Annotated in this window: 21 protein-coding genes; 18 read left to right on the top strand and 3 right to left on the bottom strand. The window is 57.1% G+C overall.

The window, feature by feature from the left end; all coding sequences use genetic code 11:
• Positions 1-2 precede the first annotated feature (2 nt).
• From AC50YL_RS04105 to AC50YL_RS04065, 9 genes are all read left to right on the top strand, one after another.
• Positions 3-902 carry a carbohydrate ABC transporter permease gene (locus tag AC50YL_RS04105; protein WP_494829495.1) on the top strand — a complete coding sequence of 300 codons (900 nt, stop codon included), beginning with the start codon at positions 3-5 and terminating at the stop codon, positions 900-902.
• A gap of 30 nt (positions 903-932) precedes the next feature.
• On the top strand, positions 933-1751 hold the full coding sequence (locus tag AC50YL_RS04100; protein WP_494829798.1) for an HAD family hydrolase: 819 nt from the start codon (positions 933-935) through the stop codon (positions 1749-1751).
• A 36-nt stretch (positions 1752-1787) separates the two neighbouring features.
• Entirely contained in the window at positions 1788-3203 is a 1416-nt protein-coding gene (locus AC50YL_RS04095) for an MBL fold metallo-hydrolase (protein WP_494829493.1), read from the top strand.
• Between the two features lie 14 nt (positions 3204-3217).
• Positions 3218-4654 (top strand): ABC transporter substrate-binding protein, encoded by a 1437-nt coding sequence (locus AC50YL_RS04090; RefSeq protein WP_494829492.1) that lies wholly within the window; start codon positions 3218-3220, stop codon positions 4652-4654.
• 86 nt (positions 4655-4740) lie between these two features.
• Positions 4741-5523, top strand: a complete 783-nt coding sequence (locus AC50YL_RS04085; protein ID WP_494829491.1) for a DeoR/GlpR family DNA-binding transcription regulator — start codon at positions 4741-4743, stop codon at positions 5521-5523.
• A 67-nt stretch (positions 5524-5590) separates the two neighbouring features.
• Positions 5591-6889, top strand: coding sequence for an alkaline phosphatase family protein (locus AC50YL_RS04080; RefSeq protein WP_494829490.1), 1299 nt, complete (start codon positions 5591-5593; stop codon positions 6887-6889).
• Between the two features lie 24 nt (positions 6890-6913).
• A complete protein-coding gene (locus tag AC50YL_RS04075; RefSeq protein ID WP_494829488.1) occupies positions 6914-7204 on the top strand; it encodes a hypothetical protein in 291 nt (96 codons plus the stop codon).
• A complete protein-coding gene (locus AC50YL_RS04070; protein WP_494829487.1) occupies positions 7171-7719 on the top strand; it encodes a sugar phosphate isomerase/epimerase family protein in 549 nt (182 codons plus the stop codon). The genes AC50YL_RS04075 and AC50YL_RS04070 overlap by 34 nt, the downstream gene beginning before the upstream one ends.
• A 146-nt stretch (positions 7720-7865) precedes the next feature.
• A complete protein-coding gene (locus AC50YL_RS04065; protein WP_494829486.1) occupies positions 7866-8417 on the top strand; it encodes a YdhK family protein in 552 nt (183 codons plus the stop codon).
• Between the two features lie 22 nt (positions 8418-8439).
• Here AC50YL_RS04065 and AC50YL_RS04060 read toward each other — a convergent pair whose 3' ends face one another.
• The gene (locus AC50YL_RS04060) at positions 8440-8898 is read right to left on the bottom strand and encodes a carboxymuconolactone decarboxylase family protein (protein ID WP_494829484.1); all 459 of its coding nucleotides are present in this window, start codon (positions 8896-8898) and stop codon (positions 8440-8442) included.
• A gap of 239 nt (positions 8899-9137) precedes the next feature.
• On the opposite strand from AC50YL_RS04060, the gene AC50YL_RS04055 reads away from it, so the two are divergent.
• The 9 genes from AC50YL_RS04055 (at position 9138) to AC50YL_RS04015 (ending at position 21054) form a co-directional block, all read left to right on the top strand.
• Positions 9138-10118 carry an Ldh family oxidoreductase gene (locus tag AC50YL_RS04055; protein WP_494829482.1) on the top strand — a complete coding sequence of 327 codons (981 nt, stop codon included), beginning with the start codon at positions 9138-9140 and terminating at the stop codon, positions 10116-10118.
• 217 nt (positions 10119-10335) lie between these two features.
• Positions 10336-12663, top strand: a complete 2328-nt coding sequence (locus tag AC50YL_RS04050; protein WP_494829481.1) for an AraC family transcriptional regulator — start codon at positions 10336-10338, stop codon at positions 12661-12663.
• A 177-nt stretch (positions 12664-12840) separates the two neighbouring features.
• Positions 12841-13803: an ABC transporter permease gene (locus AC50YL_RS04045; protein WP_494829480.1), complete on the top strand. Its 963-nt coding sequence runs from the start codon at positions 12841-12843 to the stop codon at positions 13801-13803.
• 60 nt (positions 13804-13863) lie between these two features.
• Positions 13864-14739, top strand: coding sequence for a carbohydrate ABC transporter permease (locus AC50YL_RS04040; RefSeq protein WP_494829479.1), 876 nt, complete (start codon positions 13864-13866; stop codon positions 14737-14739).
• Positions 14740-14824: 85 nt separating this feature from the next.
• Positions 14825-16426 (top strand): type 2 periplasmic-binding domain-containing protein, encoded by a 1602-nt coding sequence (locus AC50YL_RS04035; RefSeq protein WP_494829477.1) that lies wholly within the window; start codon positions 14825-14827, stop codon positions 16424-16426.
• A 64-nt stretch (positions 16427-16490) separates the two neighbouring features.
• Entirely contained in the window at positions 16491-17993 is a 1503-nt protein-coding gene (locus AC50YL_RS04030) for a hypothetical protein (protein WP_494829476.1), read from the top strand.
• A gap of 62 nt (positions 17994-18055) precedes the next feature.
• A complete protein-coding gene (locus AC50YL_RS04025; protein ID WP_494829475.1) occupies positions 18056-18826 on the top strand; it encodes a Cof-type HAD-IIB family hydrolase in 771 nt (256 codons plus the stop codon).
• A complete protein-coding gene (locus tag AC50YL_RS04020) occupies positions 18823-19734 on the top strand; it encodes a sugar phosphate isomerase/epimerase family protein (protein WP_494829474.1) in 912 nt (303 codons plus the stop codon). The genes AC50YL_RS04025 and AC50YL_RS04020 overlap by 4 nt, the downstream gene beginning before the upstream one ends.
• A 282-nt stretch (positions 19735-20016) precedes the next feature.
• Positions 20017-21054 carry a stalk domain-containing protein gene (locus AC50YL_RS04015; protein WP_494829473.1) on the top strand — a complete coding sequence of 346 codons (1038 nt, stop codon included), beginning with the start codon at positions 20017-20019 and terminating at the stop codon, positions 21052-21054.
• 157 nt (positions 21055-21211) lie between these two features.
• Here AC50YL_RS04015 and AC50YL_RS04010 read toward each other — a convergent pair whose 3' ends face one another.
• Together AC50YL_RS04010 and AC50YL_RS04005 are read right to left on the bottom strand one after the other, a co-directional pair.
• Positions 21212-21688, bottom strand: coding sequence for a heme-degrading domain-containing protein (locus tag AC50YL_RS04010; protein ID WP_494829472.1), 477 nt, complete (start codon positions 21686-21688; stop codon positions 21212-21214).
• Positions 21689-21702: 14 nt separating this feature from the next.
• Complete coding sequence (locus AC50YL_RS04005; RefSeq protein WP_494829470.1) at positions 21703-22536, bottom strand: sugar phosphate isomerase/epimerase family protein; 834 nt, start codon at positions 22534-22536, stop codon at positions 21703-21705.
• Positions 22537-22722: the final 186 nt, after the last annotated feature.

Here is a 22722-nt window from a genome sequence, read left to right as displayed (position 1 = left end):
CGATGAATGCGGAACGTTTCAACTTCTCTCAGCTTAGCTCCCGCTTCTTGTGGGGGATCGTCACCGTCATCGTCCTGCTGTTGGCTGCGCTGATGCTGTTTCCGTTCTTGTGGATGATCTTGACTTCCTTCAAAACGGCGGACGAAATCAATCTGATGCCGCCGGACTTTTTCCCTCGTGCGTGGATGTTCAAAAATTACGCGGAGGCTTGGATGAAGCCGGAGTCGACGTTCGCCCGGTATTTCTGGAACACGATCGTGGTCGCCGGACTCGGAACGGCGCTGCAGCTGATCATCTGCGTTCCGATCGCGTACGCCATCTCGCACTTCACGTTCAAAGGCAAAGGAGTCGTCTTCATGCTCGTCGTGGCGACCATGATGATTCCGTACGATATTACGCTGGTCCCTAATTTCGTGACGCTTCGCCACATTCCGTTCGCGGGCGGCAACGATTGGGCGGGCGCGGGCGGGAAGGGCTTCTACGATAGCTATATGGGCATCATGCTGCCTTACTTGGCGGACGCGTTCTCCATCTTCCTGTTGAGACAAGCCTTCCTATCCGTGCCCAAGGACTACTGGGAGGCGTCGCAGGTGGACGGCATGTCCAGCTTCCGCTACCTGTATGCCGTCTTGATCCCGTTGTCCGCCTCGAGTCTCGTGACCGCCGGATTGCTCGGCTTCATCGGCAAGTGGAACGCCGTATCCTGGCCGCTCATCATTACCTCTACGGAAGCGATTCGTCCGCTGCAAGTGGGGCTGCTCTACTTCGTCAGCGAGAACGGATCAAGGTACCACGAACTCATGGCAGCCGCGTCATTTACCGTGCTGCCGATCGTGCTGCTGTATTTCGCGGCGCAGCGCTGGTTTCATTCCGGGATCGCCGCCTCGGGCATTAAAGGTTAACACGACAAGGAGACGACATCATTGGAATGGATGAAAGATATTCGGGTGCTGGTTTTCGATTTGGACGGCACGTTATATCAGGACGAGAACTTCATAAGACCCTATTTAACTTACTTGTTTCAAGACGGCGGCGACGAATCGGCCGTGTCGAAGTGGCAGCGGGAAACGGAACGGATCTTGAAAGGCGAGCATCCCGTCAAAATCGGGCATTTCTTCAGCAAAGCCCATAAATCCGGCGTTCGGCACAAAGACGGACAACTGATCGCGCTCTATGATTGGGAAGGAACGACCGTGGAGCAGCCCGCCGGGAGCCTCCGGCATTCCGAGGGCGATATGCACTACATCGGAGACTCGTGGGGCGTTCTGGCCGCCATCGCGGAGCTTGTCGGCATTCCGCCTGCGATACGCTCGCAAGCTTTCCTGAACGTGCGCCGCGATATGATCGACAATCTGAACTCCATCACGCCGCACGAGGGAGTGAATGCCGCGATTCGCGGACTGAAGTCGATCCGGCACAAATTGCTCATGACCAATTCCCCCGAGGAGGCGGCAGTCGGTTTCGTTGCCAAGCTGGGGCTGGAGAACGCGTTCGATACGGTCGTCTACGGCGGGAACAAGCCCGAAGGATTAATCATGTACCTGCAGCGTTACATGAGGGACAACGGGATCATGCCCCATCAAATCGCGTCGATCGGCGACAACGCTTGGAACGAACTGTATCCGATCAAGCGGATGGGCGGACGCACCGTTTTGGTTTCCCGCTATGAAACCCATGACGAGGAAGTCTGGGATCTGCGAATTCGCACGTTGGACGAACTGGCCGCTTTCCTGCTGAAATTCGAAAGCTGACCCTGAACAATCATGCACGATGGAGGAGGATTTACGTTGGCAACGGAAGATCAATTATCGTTTTACAGCGGCTTGCATACGATCGGCGGCGTACAAATCGTTTACGGGCACGAGAACACGGGACTCGTATTCGATCTTGGACTCGCCATGCGGGGAATGCTGGGTGAGCACATCAAGACGAAGGCGCCGGAAGGCGCGCGTCATTACCTGCTGACCCGTTCGGCTCCGCCGCTGTTGAATCTCTACCCGCCGGAAGCCACCGAAGGGTTGACGCTCCCGCAGCTGCAGGAAGTCTGGAAGCGCGCGGAGCTTCCCCAATACGACAACCTGCGCGTCTTCGTCAGCCATATCCATCAGGACCATATGGCGCTGCTGCCGTACGTTGCCGAAGGAACGCCGATTTATATGAGCCGAGACGCTTATGCCGTCTATCGGGCGGTCGTCGCTTCGGGCGAATACGGCGATACCAAGGGAACGATCATCGCGCTCGACGATCTGCAAGAGATCGCGCTTGACGACGATGGCAAGGTGCGGTTGAAGATCATCGAGGTCGATCACGATTCGCCGGGCTGTTCCGGCTTTATTCTGACCGCTGCTTCCGGCGCGAAGATCGGCTTTACCGCGGACTGGCGCCGTCACGGCCGGCATGCGTACCGGATGGATCGCTTCATCGAGCTGTGCCGCGGCGAAGCGGTCGACGTGCTGATCACCGAGGGGACGCGTTTCCGGATGGACACGCTGTATCGCAAACCCATGGATCGGCTCGAAACGGATGTCGCTCTACGCTGCCGCGAAGTGATGGAGCAAGCCGAGGGGCTCGTGTACGTCAATATCTTGGCAAGAAACGTCGAGCGCTTCGCCGATCTTATCCTCGCCGCGAAGGATGCGGGCAGGACGCTCGCGATGGACGAAAGCACGGCCGCGTTCTGGTACGAGGCGAATCGCGTCGGCATCGCGGCGCTGAAAGGGCATCCGGCATTGACCTGCGCCGAAGACGTGATCCGCGTATTGCCTACCTTAAACTCGCCGACGATCGAAGCGGGTCTGACGCTGCCGTATTCATCCGTCTCGCTGCCCGGCATCGTCGCGGATAAACAACGATACTGCTTGTACCTGCCGTATTACCAGCTGCCGGTCATGGCCGAGCTGGAGTGCGCGGGCGATCGATCGCACGGTTCCCATTATGTCCATGCCGACGGCAATCCGCTCGTGCCGAACGATGAGATGCTGCATCGCTGGCTGACCGAATTCGGCGTTCAGTACCATTACTGCGCGACGGGCGGACATGCTGCCCCGCAAGAGATCAGCGAGCTGACGGAACGGATTCGGCCGAAGGTCGTCATACCGCTGCACAGCATGAACCCGACGTTGTTCGATAGCAAAGGCATCCCCCGTTTTTACCCGGTTTACGGAGAAACGGTTCAAATAGATCAACTTATCGGCCAAAACTAGGAGGTATGGAAATCATGTTGTTCAACAAAAGGTTTCGCACGGTTTTCGCGATGGTAACGGTCATGTTCGCACTGTCGGTCATCTTGGCCGCATGCGGAGCGAGTAATACGAATTCGAACAATTCCGGCAATACGAACGCGGGCGGCGCATCGACCTCCGATACCTCCTCGACGCCTTCCGATACCGCCGCTGAGCCGACGGACAAGCCTGCCGGCATCGACATCGAACTGGGCAAGGACGGCCCGGTGAAAATCGATTTCTGGCATATTCAAGCAACGGAATACGGCGAAGCGGTCAAAGATATCGTCGCGCAATTCAACAAAGCGTACGAAGGCAAAATCGTCGTGAACGAAGTGTTCCAAGGCTCTTACACGGAATTGAACCAAAAGCTGCGCGCGGCGCTTCAAGGCGGCGGTCTTCCGGCGGTGGCGATGGCCAACGAGAGCGATATCCTGCAGTATATGAAAGCCGACCAAATCGTTCAACTGGACGATTACATCAACGATCCGACCTACGGCTTGAAGCCGGAGGAAGTGAGCGACATTCTGCCCGCGATTCTCGATCGTCAGCGCGCCATCTATGACGGCAAGACGATGAGCTGGCCGCACGGCAATAGCTCGACCGGCATCTATTACAACAAAGACGTGCTGAAAAAAGCCGGCTACGATGCACCCGCCAAAACGTGGAAAGAGTTTGAACAGCAAGCGCTCGATATCTATAAGAAAACGGGCGTTCCGGCGCTCGTCATCGGCAACGGCACGGGCTACGGCTCGCATGCCTTTAACTTCATGACGGAATTGTCGTCTTACGGCATCGATCCCATTGCACCGGATCTGTCCGGCGTGAACTTCGATAATCCGCAAGCGGCCGAATTGCTCGGGATTTACAAGAACCTGCTCGATCAAAAAGCAATCGTGGTCGGTGAAGACACGGAGCAAGAATTCACGAACGGCCGTGCGGCGATGGAGATCGGAACGACGGCGCGTACCACCTCGAAGCTCAATTTGATCAAGGATAAATTCCAATGGGGCATCACGCTGTTCCCGCAAGGCGATGCCGGCAAGCCGACCACGAACATCGGCGGAGGCAACCAAGTCCTGTTCAAAACCACGCCGGAGCAACAATTGGCCGGATGGCTGTTCTTGAAATACTTTGCCGGCAAAGAAGGACAAGCCATCTACGGCGCGAAAACGGGGTATTTCCCCGCAACGCTGTCCTCCCAAGACGTCGACGTATTGAAACAAGACTACACGGCCAACCCGCAGAAGGCGCAAGCGTTCAAAGAAGTGTTCCCATTCGGTAAAGCGCCGGTTGCCACGGCGGCGAGCAACGTGATCCAAGACGCGGTGAATACCGCGATCATGAACGTCTACTCGAACAAAGCGTCCGTTGCGGATGCCTTGAAAAGCCTCCAGGCGGAAGCCACGAAGCTTTTGGCGGAGAACAAGTAATATTCAATCCCCGGGGAATACGGATTCGCTTCGTATGCCTTGGGGATTTCCCCCTTGCCATCCACTTTTACGAAGGGAATGCGTCCATGAGTTCAGCAAAGAGAAGGAACGAAATCTTGCAGGAAGTCCTTCGTGAAGGCGCCATCCTCGTGGAAGATTTGGTAGACCGCTATCAGTTGTCCGTGGAGACGATCCGTCGGGATTTGCGCATCCTTCACGATAAAGGGCTGCTGCGGCGAAATTACGGCGGAGCCGAGAAGAAGGAACAAATGACGTGGGAGATGCCCTATACGGAGCGGATCAATTATCACGTCGAGCAGAAAAAAGCGATTTCCAAAGAAGTGATCAACCTGCTGGAAAACGGCGACAGCGTATTTCTGGACGGCAACACGACCGGGTTGACCCTTTCCCGGTTGATTCCCGACCATAAGGAGCTGATTATCGTCACCAACTCCATCATGGTCGCGTTTAATTTAAGTCAGAAGAAGACCCGTTCGGAAGTGTACATCGTCGGCGGCAAGGTAGGAGACAACGGCTTGACGTCCGGACTTAAGCTGCAGCAAGAGCTGAAGCAGTACCGGTTCGACAAGGGCTTGTTTTCCTGCGCGGGCATTACGCCGCAAGGCCTGTATTTCTCCAAGATGGAACCGCAAAGCACCGCCGTTACCCTGAGTGATCAATCGCATCAGCTTATCCTGATGGCGGATTCCTCCAAGATGAATCAAACCGCCTTCCTGTTCGGCATGGAGACCAAGCGGGTTCACGTCCTGGTGACCGATGAAGGGATCCCGATCCCGATCTTGGAGAAGCTTCGGGACATGATTCCGAGGGTGATCGTCGCCAAGCTGGACGAACAGCCGCCGGATTAACGGGATCGGGCCGCAGCCGCAATTTATTCCACGGATGCGACCGTCACGGTCGCACGGAGAGGACGACATGATGAAAAAAACGAAATTGCTGGTGTTTTGCCTGGATGCGCTTTGCGCCATGGACATGGAATACATGAAAACGATGCCGAACTTCAAGCTGCTGTTCGAGCAGGGCTCCTGGGTCGACCATATGCATTCGATCTACCCTTCCGTTACTTACCCTTGCCATTGCTCCATTATTACGGGCAACTATGTCGAGAAGCACGGCATTCCCCACAATGAAATCGTCCAAGCAGGCGAGCAGCACGCGCCTTGGTACAATATGAGAAAAGACGTCCAATCCAAAACGATGCTGGATTATGCCAAGGAAAACGGGTATACGACCTGTTCCATCACGTGGCCGGTATCGGGCGGGGCGGATTACGACCTGAACATGCCGATGATCGTGCCGATCGGGTACAGAGGCCCTAACCCGCTGCAATTCTTCGAAAGTACCGCCACGCCGGAGCTGCTGGACCGTTACTACGATAAATACAGCCATCATCTGATCGGTCAGAACCGCAGCTTGGATCAATACACGATGAGCTTGGCCTTGGATATCATTAAAGATTACAATCAGCCGGACGTCATGCTCGTGAAGATGTGCGATTTGGACAGCGTGCGTCATCAGTACGGCGTGATGAACGAACACGTCATGGAGCAGCTGCGCAAGCACGACGCGGAATTCGGGTTGCTGCTGGATCAAGTCAGACAATACGGCGACTTGGAGCAGACGAATATCGTCGTGCTGGGCGATCATGGCCAAACGGATATCGATCATGTGTTGAACTTTAATATCCTGCTCAAGCAAGCCGGATTTTTAACCGTCGATCCGGATAATCGGCTGGTCGATTACGATGCCTACTGCCATTCCGTGGGCATGTCCGCCTGGATCAGTCTGAAGGATCCTTCCGATGCGCGCATGAAGCAAAAGGTGTACGACTTCCTGTTATCCGTGAAAGAGGATCCGAAATACGGGCTCGGTCATGTGTTTACGAAGGAAGAGGTCCGCGAGCAATATAAGCTTACGGGTCCGTTCGAATTCGTCATCGAAGGCAGCGCCGCGATTTCCTTCGGCAACCTCCTGGCCGGCGAGGACGTATTCTCGGAGACGAGCGTCGGCGATTACAAGACGGCTTTAGCAAGCCACGGCGGATTGCCGTACAAAGAGCAGCATACGGCGTTTATCGCCTGCGGCCCGAGCGTGAAGCAAGGCGCCGTCATCGAACAGGCAAGCCTGGTCGATATGGCGCCGACCATGGCCGCCATGCTGAATTTCAAGATGCAGGACATAGACGGCAGCGTGCTGGACGAGATGCTCAAATAAGCTAACGCAGAGGAGAGGAAACATATGAAGCTCGTTCCTTCGGCGGCCACATCGATTATGAATCTCGACAAAATCGCGTCGTCTTCCGCATTTATCCAAGCCTTCGAATTGTCCGTGGATTTTTCAATGGATGCGGTGGACGAGGAGCATCTGCGCAAGCTGAACGCGCTTCGCCTGGAGCGGGAGATCGCCTACACGGTGCATGCTCCCTTCCGCGACGTCAATATCGCGTCCTTGAACAATACGGTATTCGAGCTGCCCGGACGGATATGCTGCGCGCGATGGACGTCGCGGCGGCGATCGGCGCATCGCTGATCGTGGTGCATCCCGGTATCACCGGCTTTTTCCCCGAAACGCACTATCCCGAGATGAAACGGCGGGAATTAAGCGTGTTTCGCGAAATGGGCGCGTTCGGCGCGATCCATGGGATACGAGTCGTCGTGGAAAACTTGCCCAAAATGAACGTGCACTTCGAAGATACGTGGACGTTAGACGGGATCATACGGGTACATGACGATTGGGAGTCGGACGCGAAGGGCGTGTGCTTGGATATCGGACATGCGCATCATGCGGGGTTGAACGCGGCGGAAGCCGTGAAGCGGCTCGGGACCCGCATCAAGCATCTTCACGTGCACGACAATCACGCCGGACTGATCGACGAGCACCTTCCGATCGGCGATGGCACGATCGCATGGGACGATTTCCTGCAAGCGTTGGAGGAAATCGGATACGAAGGCTATGCCGTGTTTGAGTTCGGTCCCGAGGACCGCCAGCGCGAAGCGGTGCAGATGCTGGAAGGTTGGAATAAACGTTCTCTTCAGATGCGATGAACGATCCGAAGAACCCCGCCGTTATTAACGGCGGGGTTTATTTTCGCTAGCGCAAGCGTGCTGGAATAGGCGGCATGAAAATGTGAAATTGCGGGAAGCGTAGGGGGTGTATTTCCGCATATCAAATGACGAGGAGCGTTGTTGGGATGAAGACGCAATTGGTTTTGCTTGCCGTCGCCGCAATGGTCGCTTGCAGCGGCTTTGGAAATGCCGCGCAAGCCATCGCCCCCGTGACACCATACCAGGGGTCGAACATAGGCGGCCAAAATCAGCCCAATCCGGGCGAAATTCCGCCAGGGTTACAAGCGGCGCGGAATCCGGCCTATAAAGCGGGCAGCCAAGCCATGATCGCAGCCGACCACATGCCGGGTATGAAGGGCGCCATGGCTACGATCGTTGGCGCTTTCGATACGACGGCGTATTCCGTGTCATTTACGCCGACAACCGGCGGGAAACCGGTAAAAAATCATAAATGGGTGATCCGCGAAGAGATCCGACATGCGGGCCACGAGCCGATCAAACCCGGAACGCGGGTTACGCTGCTGGCAAACCACATGCCCGGGATGGCGGGCGCAGCCGCCACCGTCGATTCGGTCCGGCACGGTACGGTTTACATGGTTGATTTCACGCCGACGACCGTCGGAGCGCCCGTGAAAAATCATAAATGGTTAACGGATGCCGAGCTTTCGGCGAAATGAAGGCTGCCAACAGGCGCACGCGCTAATTCAACTTCCGCGTCAGGCGGCCGGATGCGGTCTTGAAGCCGATGTTGATGCGGTCCCATCCGTTTACCGAGACGATCAAGAAGCTCAGGTCCGAGATTTCTTGTTCGGATAAATGCTCGTGAACCTGCGCGTACGCCTCGTCGGAAATGCCCTCGTCCGGCAGCTCGGTCAGGAGCTCGCTCCATGTCAGGGCCGCTCGCTCCCGCGGCGTAAACAAATCCGATTCCCGCCATTTCGAAACGTGCTGGATCCGAAGCTCGCTCTCGCCGCGGACAGCCGCTTGCTTGACATGCAGGTCCAAGCAAAATTCGCACGCGTTCATTTGCGAGATTCGGATGGACACGAGATCGATGAGGCTTACTTCGATGGTGCTGTCGAACAATTCGTTGGTAAACGCCAAAAAGGATTTGAATAGTTTAGGCGATTGCTGAGCGAAATTCACGCGCTGTGTCATATTGTTGCCTCGCTTTGCTGGGGGATTTCGATCCCTGTCTCGGAAATTCCGTCTACTGCCCGGAAATAGAACGATGCTGCGATTTATTCTGTGACATTCAATCCGGAACTTATGCAAGCCATGCGAAAATCGGCATTTGATTGCTCTCCGCCCGCGCAACGGGTAATATCTTAGGAGCGGAAAGCATGAGAGCGGCGGGTACCATCCGAAGCCGTTCTTCATCAAAAGGAGCGAACGTCATGAATAAGTTACCTGCACGATATGCCGCGGTACCTCCGGAGCAACTAAAGCGCGCCGCGGCCGCGCTGGCCGAACGGTCGGGCATGCCGGAAGCCAAGAGCCGGTTTTTGGCGGAGCTGCTCGTCCGCAACGATCTGCGCGGCGTCTTCAGCCACGGATCGAGACAGGCGGCCACCTACGCGCGCATCATGCGCGACGGGCTGATCAATCCCGATCCCGAGGTGAAGGTGATCAGCGAGACGCCGGCTACGCTGCTGGTCGACGGCGACGGAGGCTTGGGCTATTTTCCCGCTTACCGGGCAGCCGAGCTGCTGGTCGAGAAATGCCGGGCTTGCGGAATCGCCGCCGCGGTTACCCGCAATCACGGACATATCGGGGCGGCGGGCATCTATTCCCGCGTGCTTGCCGAACATGATCTGATCGGGTACGTGACCTCCGGCCACCAGCTGGACTTGGACGCGGAGCAATCCATCATGCAGGCGGCGGGCGGTTCCCCGATGTCGTTTGCCGTCCCGGCAGGCGATGCGCCCGCCATGGTATTGGATTTCGGCGCCATGCACGACCTGTACGAGGATTCTCCCCACCGGGCGGACGTGATCCGTCAGACTCCGGGCTTGGTCTTCCGCAGCATGGGACTCGGCTTCATGTGCCAGGCGCTGGGAGGATTCCTGGCCGGGGTGCCGGTGGAACGCGAGCGGGCGGCGCGCGCGTACGAAGGCGCCAACCAGGGATCGCTGATCATCGCGCTGGACGCTGCCAAATTCGGTTCCTTGGACGCGTTCAAGCACGAGATGGACCGGTATATGCAGCTCGCGGCGGAGATGCAGCCGCTTCCCGGCTTTGACCGGGCCGTCCTGCCGGGCGTCCTGGAGGCGGAGCGCGAACGGGCATGGAGTGCCGACGGCATACCGGTGGGCGAGGAACACCGGAGCGTGCTGGAGCAGGCCGCGCGGGAATTCGGCCTCGAGCTGCCTTTTTGATTCGCTTGCAGGCAGTTTTGCCGCAGTGATGCGATTTCTCGAAGCGACCGCTTCCCGGCTATATGCCGGGGAGCGGTTTTTTCTTCGGCGGCAAGCGCGGATAACGGCGTCGGCTGCCGGAGCTTAACAATAACTTGTCATCCCTTTAACGCGAGGCAAACGATGAACGCGTAAAATGGGAAATGCAATTTATTCCTTTCTTGGGTGGAGGCATCGCGTGAGAAGCTTCAAAGCCGTCGGCCGATTGATTCAGGACCGGATCCTGATGTTGAAAATTCAGCTGTTCATTACCGTGTTGATTCTGGTGCCGATCGCGATTCTGGGAACGGTTTATTACCGGGAAGCCAAGGGCATGGTGATCAAGGATTTCGGCGAGTCCAACCGGCAGGCGTTGGATCAATTCGCCGCCTCCGTGGAGCTGGTCGTCAATAATATCATCGATATTTCCAAGCAGTCGTACAAGGACAGCCGCCTGAACCAGATTATGGCCAGCGCCGACGCGGACGAACAATACGCGGACTGGGACTATATCAATCAGAAGATCAACCAGATCAAAGCCTCCAATCGCTATGTCCATTCCGTTTATTTGTACCTCGCCAAGAACGATAAAGTGATCTCGACCGAGTACGGGATATCCGACGCGGCCAACTTTCCCGACCTGGACTTTATGAACTGGTACGAAAACGACAGCCGCACGCTGATCGTGTCGGATACGCATCCCGTCAAATTCTGGAACAACAGCCCGCGGACGCTGGACGTATTCTCGGTGTACGCCCATCTGCCGCTCGACAGGGCGAACAATTACAACGGCGCGCTGATTATCAATATCGACCAATCCTTGGTCTACCGGGAGCTGCATGCCCAAATTCAGAACGGCGGAGAGACGCCTTTCCTCGTGCTCAACAGCAAGAAGGAAGTCATCGTTTCCGGGCTCAAGGAGGACTTGTATACGGATATCCGTACCCGGCCGAGTTTTCAGAACGCATTCGCCGGCGCGAGCGGCAGCTTCGTGTCGAACGTCGGGGACAAGGAGCAGCTCGTCGTGTACAACACCGCGGAAAACCGGGGCTGGACTTACGTGGCCATGTATCCGTTCGGCGGCATCACCGGCAGCATACATATGATCCGCAATATTATTCTGCTGATGAGCTTCGTCCTGCTCGCCTTCAGCCTCATCGTCTCCTTGCTGTTCACGATGCGCGCGGTGAAGCCGGTGGACGAGCTGCGCAAGCATATCCGCGCAAGGACGCGCCGCATCCCCGGCAAGGGCAACGAGCTCGGCGTGATTCGCGACGCGGTGCTGGATATACTGGACAATCACGAGCAGCTGGAGGAGAAGCTGGAGCTGACGGTTCCCGTGTTCCGGGAGAAGATTCTGAACAATCTCATCTGGGGCGTATACACCGGCTGGGAGGAAATCGAGGATAACCTGAAGCTATTCGCGCTGGACATTCCCCGGCGGAATCTGACGCTGATGCTGCTCGAGCTGGACGTGGACGAGGGGACCGGCGGCTACAAGGCGCGCAATGACAGCATTTTGCTCTATTCCGTGCTGGATGCGGTTACGGAATATTTCGGCTCCAGACAGGGCATCGCAAGCTTCAGTCTGGTCAACCACAGCAATCAGCTCGTCGTGGCGCTGGAGAGCCCTTCGGCGGGAGCGGGCGAGCTGCTGGCGAAGATCAGAGAATTGCAGCAGCAGCTGCTTCACCGCCTGCAGGTATCCTTTACCGCGATCGTAAGCGACGAGCCTACGGATCTGCTGCATATCGCCAGGAACTACCGGGAAGTGCGGGAGCTGCTCAAATACAAAATTTTATACGGCCGGACGGACATCATGCTGACGAGCGACATCCGCAGCGGCGACAAGACGGCGTACAATTATCCCTACGATAAAGAGGAGCTGCTCAAAAACAACATTCGCGCCTGCAATAAGGACGACGCGCTCGCGTTGTTCATGGAGATGCTGGGCGGAATCAGCAAGGACCGGCGCTATCAGAACATGTACCAGTTCGTGTTCCATCTGAACAGTACGCTCATGGCATTGATCAACGAGCTCGGCTTGTCCGTCGACGAGATCTACGGCGAGGAATACAGCATCGACCGGCTCAGCAGCCTGAACGGCAAGGAGCGGGTGGAAATCTTCTTCGGCGGCTTGATTCAAACGATCATCGACGTGATCGAAGCCAACAAGACGACCCGGGCCAGCAAGTATTTTCAACGCATCGCCGGTTATATCAAGGACCACTACATGCAGGACATTACGCTCGAGTCGGTAAGCGAGCAGGTGAATTTGAGTCCGACGTACATCAATCAAATCCTTAAAGCGCATACGGGCAGCACGTTCGTCCAGCTCCTCAACAATACGAGAATCGAGCAGGCCTGCTCCATGCTGCAGGAGGAGGATCTCAAGATCAAGGACATCGCGCAATGGGTCGGCTTCAGCAGCTCGAAGTATTTCATCAAGATCTTCAAGGAGATCAAGGGAATCACCCCCGGCAAATACGTCAAAGGCTATCATATCGATTGGATCGAAAATCCTTGAGCAATCAAGGATTTTTCTGTTGCTGGAACGTCCGGTGGCACGTTGTTTGCGATTGTGGGACGCGGATTACGAGAATTTGGTACGCAGTGTCAGATATTCCGATTTACGTTCGGACCGCGCGGTGGCTACGATAGACGGGGTCGGACAACGAAGCGGAAAGGAGGATAGAATCCGATAATGAACACGATCGCCGCACCAAGCAGGAAACGTTCGATCGGCACGGTCCGCAGGAAGGCAGCGACATGGATTTGGAAATACCGGTATTTGCACGCGCTGGCCCTGCCCTGCATGCTATATTTTCTGATCTTCAAGTATCTGCCGATGTATGGCATCGTCATTGCCTTCAAGGATTACAAGGGCATGGGCGGCTTCGAGGGCATCGTCCATAGCGATTGGGCGGGGATGAAAAATTTCAATCTGTTTTTCCACTCCATCTACTTCTGGCGGCTGCTGCGCAATACGCTGGTGCTCAGCCTGTATCTGCTGATCTTTGCTTTCCCCGCCCCGATTATTCTGGCCTTGCTGATTAACGAAGCGCGGGGGCTATGGTTCAAGAAAGCGGTTCAGAGCATCAGCTATATGCCGCACTTCCTGTCATGGGTCGTGTGCGCGGGACTGGTGCTGCAGCTGCTCACGCCGACCGGCGGGCCTGTCAATGCGTTAATGGAGCTGATGGGCAAAGAGCCGGTGGCCTTCACGAGCGATCCGGAATATTTCCGTCTCATCCTGGTGCTGACGAATATCTGGAAGGAAGTCGGCTGGGGAACGATCATCTATTTGGCGGCCATGGCAAGCATCGATCCGGAGCTCTATGAGGCGGCAGCCATGGACGGGGCGCGAAAATGGCACAAGATGATTTATATTACGCTGCCAGGCATAAAGGAAATCGTGGCGATCATGCTGATTCTCGGCATGGGCGACATTCTGGACGGCCATTTCGAGCAAGTTTTCAATCTTTACAGCCCGGCGGTCTATGACGTTGCGGACAACTTTGATACCTATGTCTATCGACAAGGGTTGGTAGAGGCGAAGTTTGCGTATTCGGCCGCGGTGGGCTTATTCAAATCGGTGGTGGCGCTGGCGTTGGTCGTGCTGGCCAATCGGGCTGCCAAGCGGCTCGGCTCCGATGGCTTATGGTAGTCGTCCAAGCTGGCGGCTAGCCGACTTTGCCGCAAGGCTTCAGTGTACAGGAGGCGTGTCTTGAAGCAGACGTTAGGTGAGAAACTGTTCGACGCGTGCAACACGATCATGCTGATACTCGTGTGCCTCGTCATGCTTTACCCGGTGTTGTTCGTATTCGGGCGTTCGGTGATGACCGATCTGGACAGGGCGGCTCATCCGTTCGCCATCTGGCCGACGGTATGGGATATTTCCGGCTACAAATATGTCTTTTCATCCGGTTCTTATATCGTAAATGCCTACGCGATCACGATTTTGCGGACGCTCGCAGGAACGTTTTGCAACATGCTGTTCACGGCGGCGCTGGCGTTCGTGCTGTCCAACCGGGACTATCCGCTGCGGGGTGCGTTCACCATGCTCATTGCCTTTACGATGTGGTTCGGCGGCGGCCTGATTCCGCTGTTCCTGCTGGTTAAGTCCCTGGGGCTGTACAACCACTTCGCCGTGCTCATTCTGCCCGGTCTGATCAGCGCATGGAACATGTTGATCCTGCGTAATTTCTTCATGCAGATTCCCCAAGGCGTCATCGAATCGGCCAAAATGGACGGCGCGAGCGAGCTGGTGATCTTCCTGCGAATCATCCTTCCCTTGTCGACCGCCGCGCTCGCGACCATTTCGCTGTTCTACGCGGTAGGCCATTGGAATTCGTGGTTCGATGCCATGATCTACATCAATGACCGCGGCTTATGGCCCGTTCAGGTGTTTCTGAGGGAAATCATTCACAATACGAATTTAAACGATATGATCCGGTCGGATGCCGTGGTGGAAGTCAATCCGCCGGCGCAGTCCGTCATCATGGCGACCATCGTCGTGACGACGCTGCCGATCTTGTGCGTGTACCCGTTTTTGCAGCGCTACTTCGTCAAAGGAATCACCGTAGGCTCGATCAAGGGCTGAATGGATTGCGGCAGATTGCCATGATCCGGCCGGTATCGCCCGCGGGCAGCATCAATACAATCGGTTTGGGAGTGGGAGAGAACATATGAACACGAAATTGCCAAAGAAGACCGGGTTGATAACGCTGGTATTGACTTCCATGGTGGCCGTGGCCGTGCTGGGAGGCTGCAGCAGCAGCAGCGGAGCCGAAGAAGCCGATACGGCGAGCGCGTCGAATGCGCCGCAGGACGCCAACGCCGCTCCGGCCGAGCAGCCCGTGCAAACCGAACCGCTGAAAATCGTCAGAAGAAGCTTGGGCACCCGCGAGAACGGCACCGACAACCAGAAGGTGCTGGACATCATCGAGAAGCAATCCGGCATCAAGCTGGAAGCGGAGGTCATTCCGCGGGATGTCTATCCGGACAAGATCAATCTGCTGCTGGCCTCGGGAGAGAAATTCGATTTCATTGAAGGACAGCTGGTCAGCTGGACGGCGCTGAAGGATAAAGGCTCGCTCATGCCGCTGAACGACCTGATCGACCAATACGGGCCCAATATCCAGAAATACATGAAGGACGCTTTGGAGGTTATGAAGGACAAGGACGGCGTCATCTGGGGCATTCCGAGACGAGAGTCTTTCCCGACCGGCTACGCGCCGACGATCCGGAAGGACTGGCTCGATGCGCTGGGCATGGAAATGCCGCACACGATGGCCGAATTCGAAGCCTACATGGATGCCGTGAAGAAAACCGATCTGAACAAAAACGGCAAGCAGGACGAAATTCCGCTGCTGCACTCCTGGAACCTGAACGGACTCATCCAGATCTTCCAGCCCTACTTCATGGGAGACGAATCCACCCGATACCTGAAAGGCGACGAAGTCATTCCGGCCGTCAGCGCCCCGGGCTACAAGGAGATGCTGACCACGTTCCGGAATTGGTACGCCAAGGGGTACATCCTGAAGGACTTCGCGACCATCAACACCAACCAGATCACGGATCTCGTGCTGGCCGACAGAGTCGGCGCCTATTCGGGCTGGTTCAATTCCATGGTCGGCAATCAGATCAAGCTGAACGAGAAGAATCCGAACGTGGCGTACGATCCGCTGCCGCCGCTCGAGGATGCGCCGGCGACGGGAACGCCGGCATGGGGAAGCAATCCGAAATATTCCTCCACGCTGCTCATTCCGAGCACGAGCAAGAACGCGGCCTTCTTGATCAAATATTTGGATTGGACCTTGGCTTCGCCGGAGAATGTCATGCTGACCTGGAACGGCGTCGAGGGCGAGAACTGGGAGTGGGTGGACAAGAGCAAAAATACGTTCACGCTGCTGGAAAACGCCTCGGAACGCTATGCCGGCTATTACAACCTGGCGGACTTCTTCGATCCGGCGATCTGGCCGACCTACGTGCCGGCGGATTACGACAAGCCCGGCAAGATCGAGTACAAGATGAGAGACATTTACAAGGATTACAAGTTCGTCGAGCCCTTCGATGCCGCCATTCCGTTCACGCTGACGGGTACGCCGGCGGAGAATCTGACCGGCGACGGCGCTACGAAGATCGCCGAATCGCAAATTCAGTACATCATCGGAGCGATCGACGAGGCCGGCTGGGACAAGGCCGTCGCGGACTACATGAAGATTGAAGGCGACATATTGACGGAAGTATGGACCAAGCAGTATCAGGAATTCAAGGGCATCCAATAGAACCTTTACACCATGAGACCGACAGGCGAATAACGAACCTTATTCGATGGAGGAATGGTCAAAAATGAAAAAAACATTGGCGGTGCTGCTCATGTTGTGCTTCATGTTCGAGGGAATGCCTTCCGCATACGCGGCTTCGGCCGCGATTCATAACGATACGCAGTGGGTGGATACCGACGGCAATCCGATCAAGGCCCAAGGCGGCGGCATGATTAAAGCCGGCGGCGTGTATCATTGGTTCGGACCGGATTTCGGGAGCGCGGGAGATTATCGTTTCTATGCCATCAACCACTATACCTCGACGGATCTGCGGTCGTGGACCAAGCAAAGCGGCGGACGGATTACGCCGGGCATGCCGAGTATTCCGTTCCAATCCGGCGATTGGGTGGGACGTCCGTACGTCATGTGGAACGCGGCGACGAGCAAATACGTGATGGTGCTGGAATGGGGCGGCCACGAGACGGGGGTGCGCAACCAATACGCCTTTCTGACGGCGACGGACCTGTCGGCCGGCAATGCCTGGACCTATCAGAGCGCCAGCTTGATCAAGAAGCTGCCGGACGCGTCGGGCACGCTCTACAGCCTGGGCGATCTGGGCGCCTATCAGGACGGAACGAGCGCTTATCTGATGTATACCTTCGATAAAGGACAAGCCAACGGGGGGCAGGCGATCCTGAAGCTGTCGAGCGATTTCCTGACGCCTCTTGCGCCGACGGCGGGGAATTACAGCGAATTTTCCGGCGGCACCTGGGATAACGGCGATGTTCGCGAAGCGGCCTCCGTCTTCAAGCGAGGCGGCAAGTACTACTACTTCACCTCCAATACCCGGGGCTGGAAGTCCAGCGACACGGCGTATCGGACCGCGGACAGCATGGCCGGGCCTTGGTCGGCGCGCAAGGCGGTGGCGACGTCTCCCGCTTCGTCCGATTCGTTCAACACGCAGCATGATTTCGTGCTGGAGGTACAGGGAACGCAGGGAACCGCGTACGTCTACTGCGGCGATCGCTGGAGCAATTATTCCGGCGGCGATATGAGCAAGGGCGTATACGCCTGGTACCCGCTCAGCTTCGCGGCCGACGGCTCGCCAACGATCAACGGTTATGCCAACTGGAACGTCGATGCGGCGCAAGGAACCTGGGCGGCGGCCGGCGGTCTGTTAAACCCGGGCTTCGAGTCGGATTGGAGCAATTGGACGTACGCGGGCAATATTAGCATCGCCACGGACCCGGCGGAAGTGCATGCCGGTTCCAAGGCGGCCAAGTCCTGGAGCAATAGCGCGTATACGACGCTGCTGGAGAACGCCTCCGCTTCCGGGCTGAGCGCGGGGACGTACACGGCCAAGGTATGGCATCGGAGCGGCAACAGCTTCGCATCCAAAAAGCTGCAGGTCTACGTGAACGGCGCTTTGAGCAAAGAGTTGAATTTGCCGACTACGACGACTTGGACGGAGTATAGTATCGGCGGTATCGGCGTACCGGAGGGAGCTTCGGTCAAGCTGGCTGTCTCGGCCAGCGGCAATGCAGGCGCCTGGGCGCAATACGATGATTTCTCATTGTTCAGAAATTAACCGCGCATCGGGATGCGGCGATGAACGCCGCGCATATATGCGAACGGCTAGGAGGCGATTCCATGACCTATAATTGCATCGCGCTCGATATCGACGGCACGCTGCTTAACCCCCGGGGGGAGCTGGCCCATGCTACCCGCGAAGCGCTGCATCAAGCCTCGGAGCACGGCTGCCTCGTGATCTTGGCTTCCGGCCGGCCGGTGGATCAGCTGCTTCCGGTCATGAAGGAGCTCGGCCTGAGCACGCCGATGGTCTGCGCCAACGGCGCTCAGAACTGGCTTGCGCCGGGGAAGCTCTTAAGCGAACGTAGTCTGGATGCGCCTTGGGTCCGCCGGCTGCGGATGGCGGCGGAGGAGCATGGCGTCCTGCACTGGGGCCATGCCAGGGAGGGAAGCTATTACAGCAACGCCGGGGTTCCGTTTCCGGAGCCGGAGGAAGCGGCTTGGTTCTCGTTCGCGGTCGAGTCCCGGGACCATGCGATCATGGCGCGCATCCGGCAGAGCGTGCAGGAATGGCAGGATCAGGTGGAGGTCAGCCGGGCTAATCCATACCAATGCGAGATCAACGCCAGAGGCGTGAGCAAAGCGTCGGGCGTCGCGGAGCTGGCCGGACAATGGGGCATTCCCATGGAGAAGGTCATTGCGGCGGGGGATGGCATGAATGACGCAGCGATGATTCAGGCTGTCGGTCTTGGAATTGCCATGGGCAATGCCGAGGACGAACTGAAGCGCCTGGCCAAGCTGATCGGACCGACCAACGAGGAAGACGGGGTAGCCTGGATTGTGCAGCGGTATTTACTGCAAGACCACCATAAGGAGGAGTTGGCGAGATGAACATTTCCACATCCATTCATATGTTCGACACGGAATACCCGATCGGAGAGGCGATTCGCAGATGCAAGGCGGCAGGCTTCGAGGCGCTGGATTTCAATTATACCGATTATGTGCCCCGCCTGCTCGGCATGTCCTGGACGGAGGAAGAACGTTGGGCGCAGGAGATCCGCGAGGCGGCAGAGACGCATGGCGCGGCGTTCACGCAAACGCACGGGCCTATTCACGGCGCAGCCTTCGACAGCATGCAGCTGGGGCTTGATCTCGATTCCTATCTGGCTTATTCGGAGCGGGCGCTGCGTACGGCCGCGATATTGGGTGCGCCATGGGTCGTCCTGCATCCCGGCAATAGGACGCTTGTTGGCGCGGAGTCGTATACGAAGCAATTGGAATTTAACCGCAGCGTTTACTTGCGTCTGTTGCCTGTCATGGAAGAGACGGGCGTCGGCGTGGCGCTCGAAAACATGTTCGACCGTCCAAGAGGCGGCGGCCGGCCGCTGCGCAGCTATTGCGCCGCGCCCGAGGAATTGGCCGAGCTGGTCGGCAGTCTGAATCATCCGCTGTTCGGCGCCTGCTGGGATACGGGGCATGCGCATATGCAAGGCTTGCGCCAAGGCGATTCGATTCGCGTGCTGGGCGCACTGCTGAAAACAATCCATGTGCAGGACAATCATGGATTGACCGACGCGCATCTGCTTCCGCACCAAGGCACGGTTCAGTGGGACGATGTAATGGCGGGGCTGGCCGATGCCGGCTACCAAGGCGATTTCACTTACGAAATACATGGCTTCTTCCGTCCCGTGCCGCTGGCGCTGATGGACGAGGCCTTGAAGTTCGCGGTATCGACGGGCAAGCAGCTGACCGGCGCATTCCCGCGCGAGTCGGCGGAGGACGGGCTGCTGATCGGATAGAGAGAACGGCCGGCGGATCGAGGGCAGCATCGCGGCCGCACCTCGATACGCTATGGCATGAGACGCCGAAAGGCAGCGGCATCACGGCATAATCGTCAGCTTCGAAAGCCTATGATCGCCAATCGCGGCGGCGGTCATAGGCTTTCATCGTTATATAGGATCCCGCGTCCAGCCATGAGCGCCGAATTATTGTGGTAAAAACATCCAATGCAAAAAAGACCAAAACAAACCGGCCCGCATTCGCGTCTAACCATTATCTCGGTTGGAAAGGGTGTCCAAGGAATGCAACAAAGCACAATTAAATACGCAACGGTCGCCTTGCTGGCCCTGACGATCGCGACGGTCCAAGCCAAGAACGCGCACGCGGCGAGCGAACAGCCGCCTACGATGCTGCTGGACGGTCGCCCGCTGGCATTTTCCGCGCCGCCCGTCGTCGAGAACGGCGTCAGCTACGTGCCTTTGCGTCCGGTCTTCGAAGCGGAAGGGGCTCAAGTAAAATGGGACGAGCGCACGCAATCGGTTACGGCGATGAAGGACGGCGCGGTCATCACGTATCGGATGGGCGAAAGCGTCGCTTATAAAAACCAGGAGAAGCTGACGCTTCCGGTGCCGGGGAAATTGATCGACGGGTTCTCCATGGTACCGCTGCGGTTCGTAAGCGAGATGCTGGGCAATGTCGTCCAATGGCATGCATACGCCCGCTCGATCAGCATATCGTCCGCCCATACGTTCGGGACGGAGATTACATACGGCGTTAACCTGAGAACCGAACCGAGCTCCGACGTGGATGCATCCCTCGTCCGGATGCTCGCGAAAGGCGAGCGGATCCACGTGATCCGCGCCGTCGACGCGAATTGGCTCGAGGTGCAGACGGAGGACGGGAAGATCGGGTTTATGTCGGCGAAGCCCAAGTATTCGAATTATACGAGCCCGGACTTGGCCATGAAGCAAGCGGATGCGCTGATCGCGTTCGGCTCGTCGTTTATCGGCACGCATTACGAATTCGGCGCGGATTCCGATCAGACCGATGCCTTCGATTGTTCGTCGTTCGTCAAGCGCGTATTCGGCGAAGTGCTCGGGATCGATCTTCCCCGCGTCTCTTACGATCAAGCGAAGGAAGGCCGGGAAGTCAAGCTCGAAGACCTGCGCAAAGGGGATTTGCTGTTCTTCGGCGCGCGCGGTCTCGATATCGGACACGTCGGCATTTATGCCGGAGACGGCAAAATCCTGCACACGTATTCGGACAAGCTCGGGGTCCATATCGAAGCTTTCGACGGGCAGTGGAAGGATAGATTCGTGACGGCCAGACGGGTATTCTGAGCTCGGCGGTCCTATTAAGCCCTATCCGGCGGGAATGTCGAATCGGAAGAAAAGAAGCGATAAAATAGTCAGCAAAACAAACCCTCATTCTCGCTCGGCTGCAGCGGCAATGAGGGTTCGTTTTTTGCGGGCATGTTGGTGCGCGATGAAGCTTCGACTAACGTTCTCCGGCCATATAGTCGCGGAGGACCGAGGTGATCAGTCGATGATCCTGATCCCCCGGTAAGCCCGAGACGGCAATCGCCCCGATAACGCCGGCGCCGCGCACGCGGATCGGGAACGCGCCGTTATAGGGGGCATATCGGGCGGGGTCGAGAAAATAACGCTCGGCGATCGTGCGGCCCGAGGCGCTTAGTTCGACTTCCAGATAATACGAGCTGCGACCGAAGCGTTCGACGATGCGGGTTTTCCGGGCGGCCCAATCGTCATTGTCGGCCGAAGTGCCGGAGCAGGCATAATGAAACAGCTGCTGCCGGCCTCGGTTGATATCGATCGTGACCGCCTTGCCGTCCGCTTGGACCCGCTCGATGATCGCCATCCCGATTTGCAGCGCGGTTTCATTGGAGAAGGAGGCGAATTGCAGCTCCTCTTCCTCCCGCAGCAATTCCGCCAACAATCGTTCTTCCTTCGTCATGCGCTGAACCTCCGTCATAAGGGAATGCGAAGCTCCGATGCGATGCCGGAGATGTATTCCGCGGCCTGCCGGTACGCTTCGTTGGTCGAGAGATGCTCGATGATGAGCGTCGTATCGGGATGAAGCTTGTTCAGCTCCGTGAGAAAGGCGCGGTAATCCAGATTGCCCAGTCCGGGCCGAACCTCGTCCAGATGCACGGTCAAGCTGCCCCGCAGCAGAATATCCTTGGCGTGGCAATTGCGAATATACGGCCCGAGTTTGGCGAAAAAATCGCGAATCAGATCGCCGTTGCGATAGTACGTCCGGGGGCTGCTGATAATATTCACCGGATCGAAATGCACGCCGAAGCCTTTGCGGTCGATCGCCCGTACGAGCGACAGGTAGGAATCCGCGGAATCCGGGAACACCCAAGGCATCATCTCCAGCGCGAATACGGTACGCTCGGGCTTGACGGCGTCAATGATCTCGCGGGTCGTCTCGACGATCAGGGCGAACGTGTCGTCGCTGAAATTGTCGGGATCGGGACCGTCCCATTGTTCGCCGCGGGAACCGGCGATATTGACGCAGCACTGCGCGCCGATCCGCTCGGCCAGCTCCAGCCGTTTGACGCAGTAGGCGACCGCCTTCCGCCTGGTGTCCTCGTCCCGGCTGATCGGGTTGCTCCAGGCGCCGACCTCGGAGATGAGAATATCGTGGCGCCGCGCCATGGCCAGATAATCGTCGAGCTCGCCGATGTCCGCGTCTCCGTCAATCGGGCAAGTCGTCGCGCGAAAGCCAGCTTCCGCGAGGGCTTTCGCCCAGTTTTCCGGGTCTTTCCGTTCGAGAAATACTTGTCCGCCAAGACGCACCTGAATCCCATCCTTCGCAATAGGGTTGCCGTACCGAAAATGAGTGCTTCGGGTTAAGCATATCATAAACGCGCGTTTATTCAAGAGTCCGAATCACTGAAATAGTCGCATGCCCGCATAAAAGATTGACAACATTTCATGGCCATGTGTATGATAAATTCGTAAACACGCGTTTATGAAAGAGGA

The sequence above is a fragment of the Paenibacillus sp. J22P277 genome, from assembly GCF_059383675.1.
The sequence above is the reverse complement of the archived record's forward strand: the minus strand, read 5'-3'. Positions and strand labels throughout refer to the sequence as shown.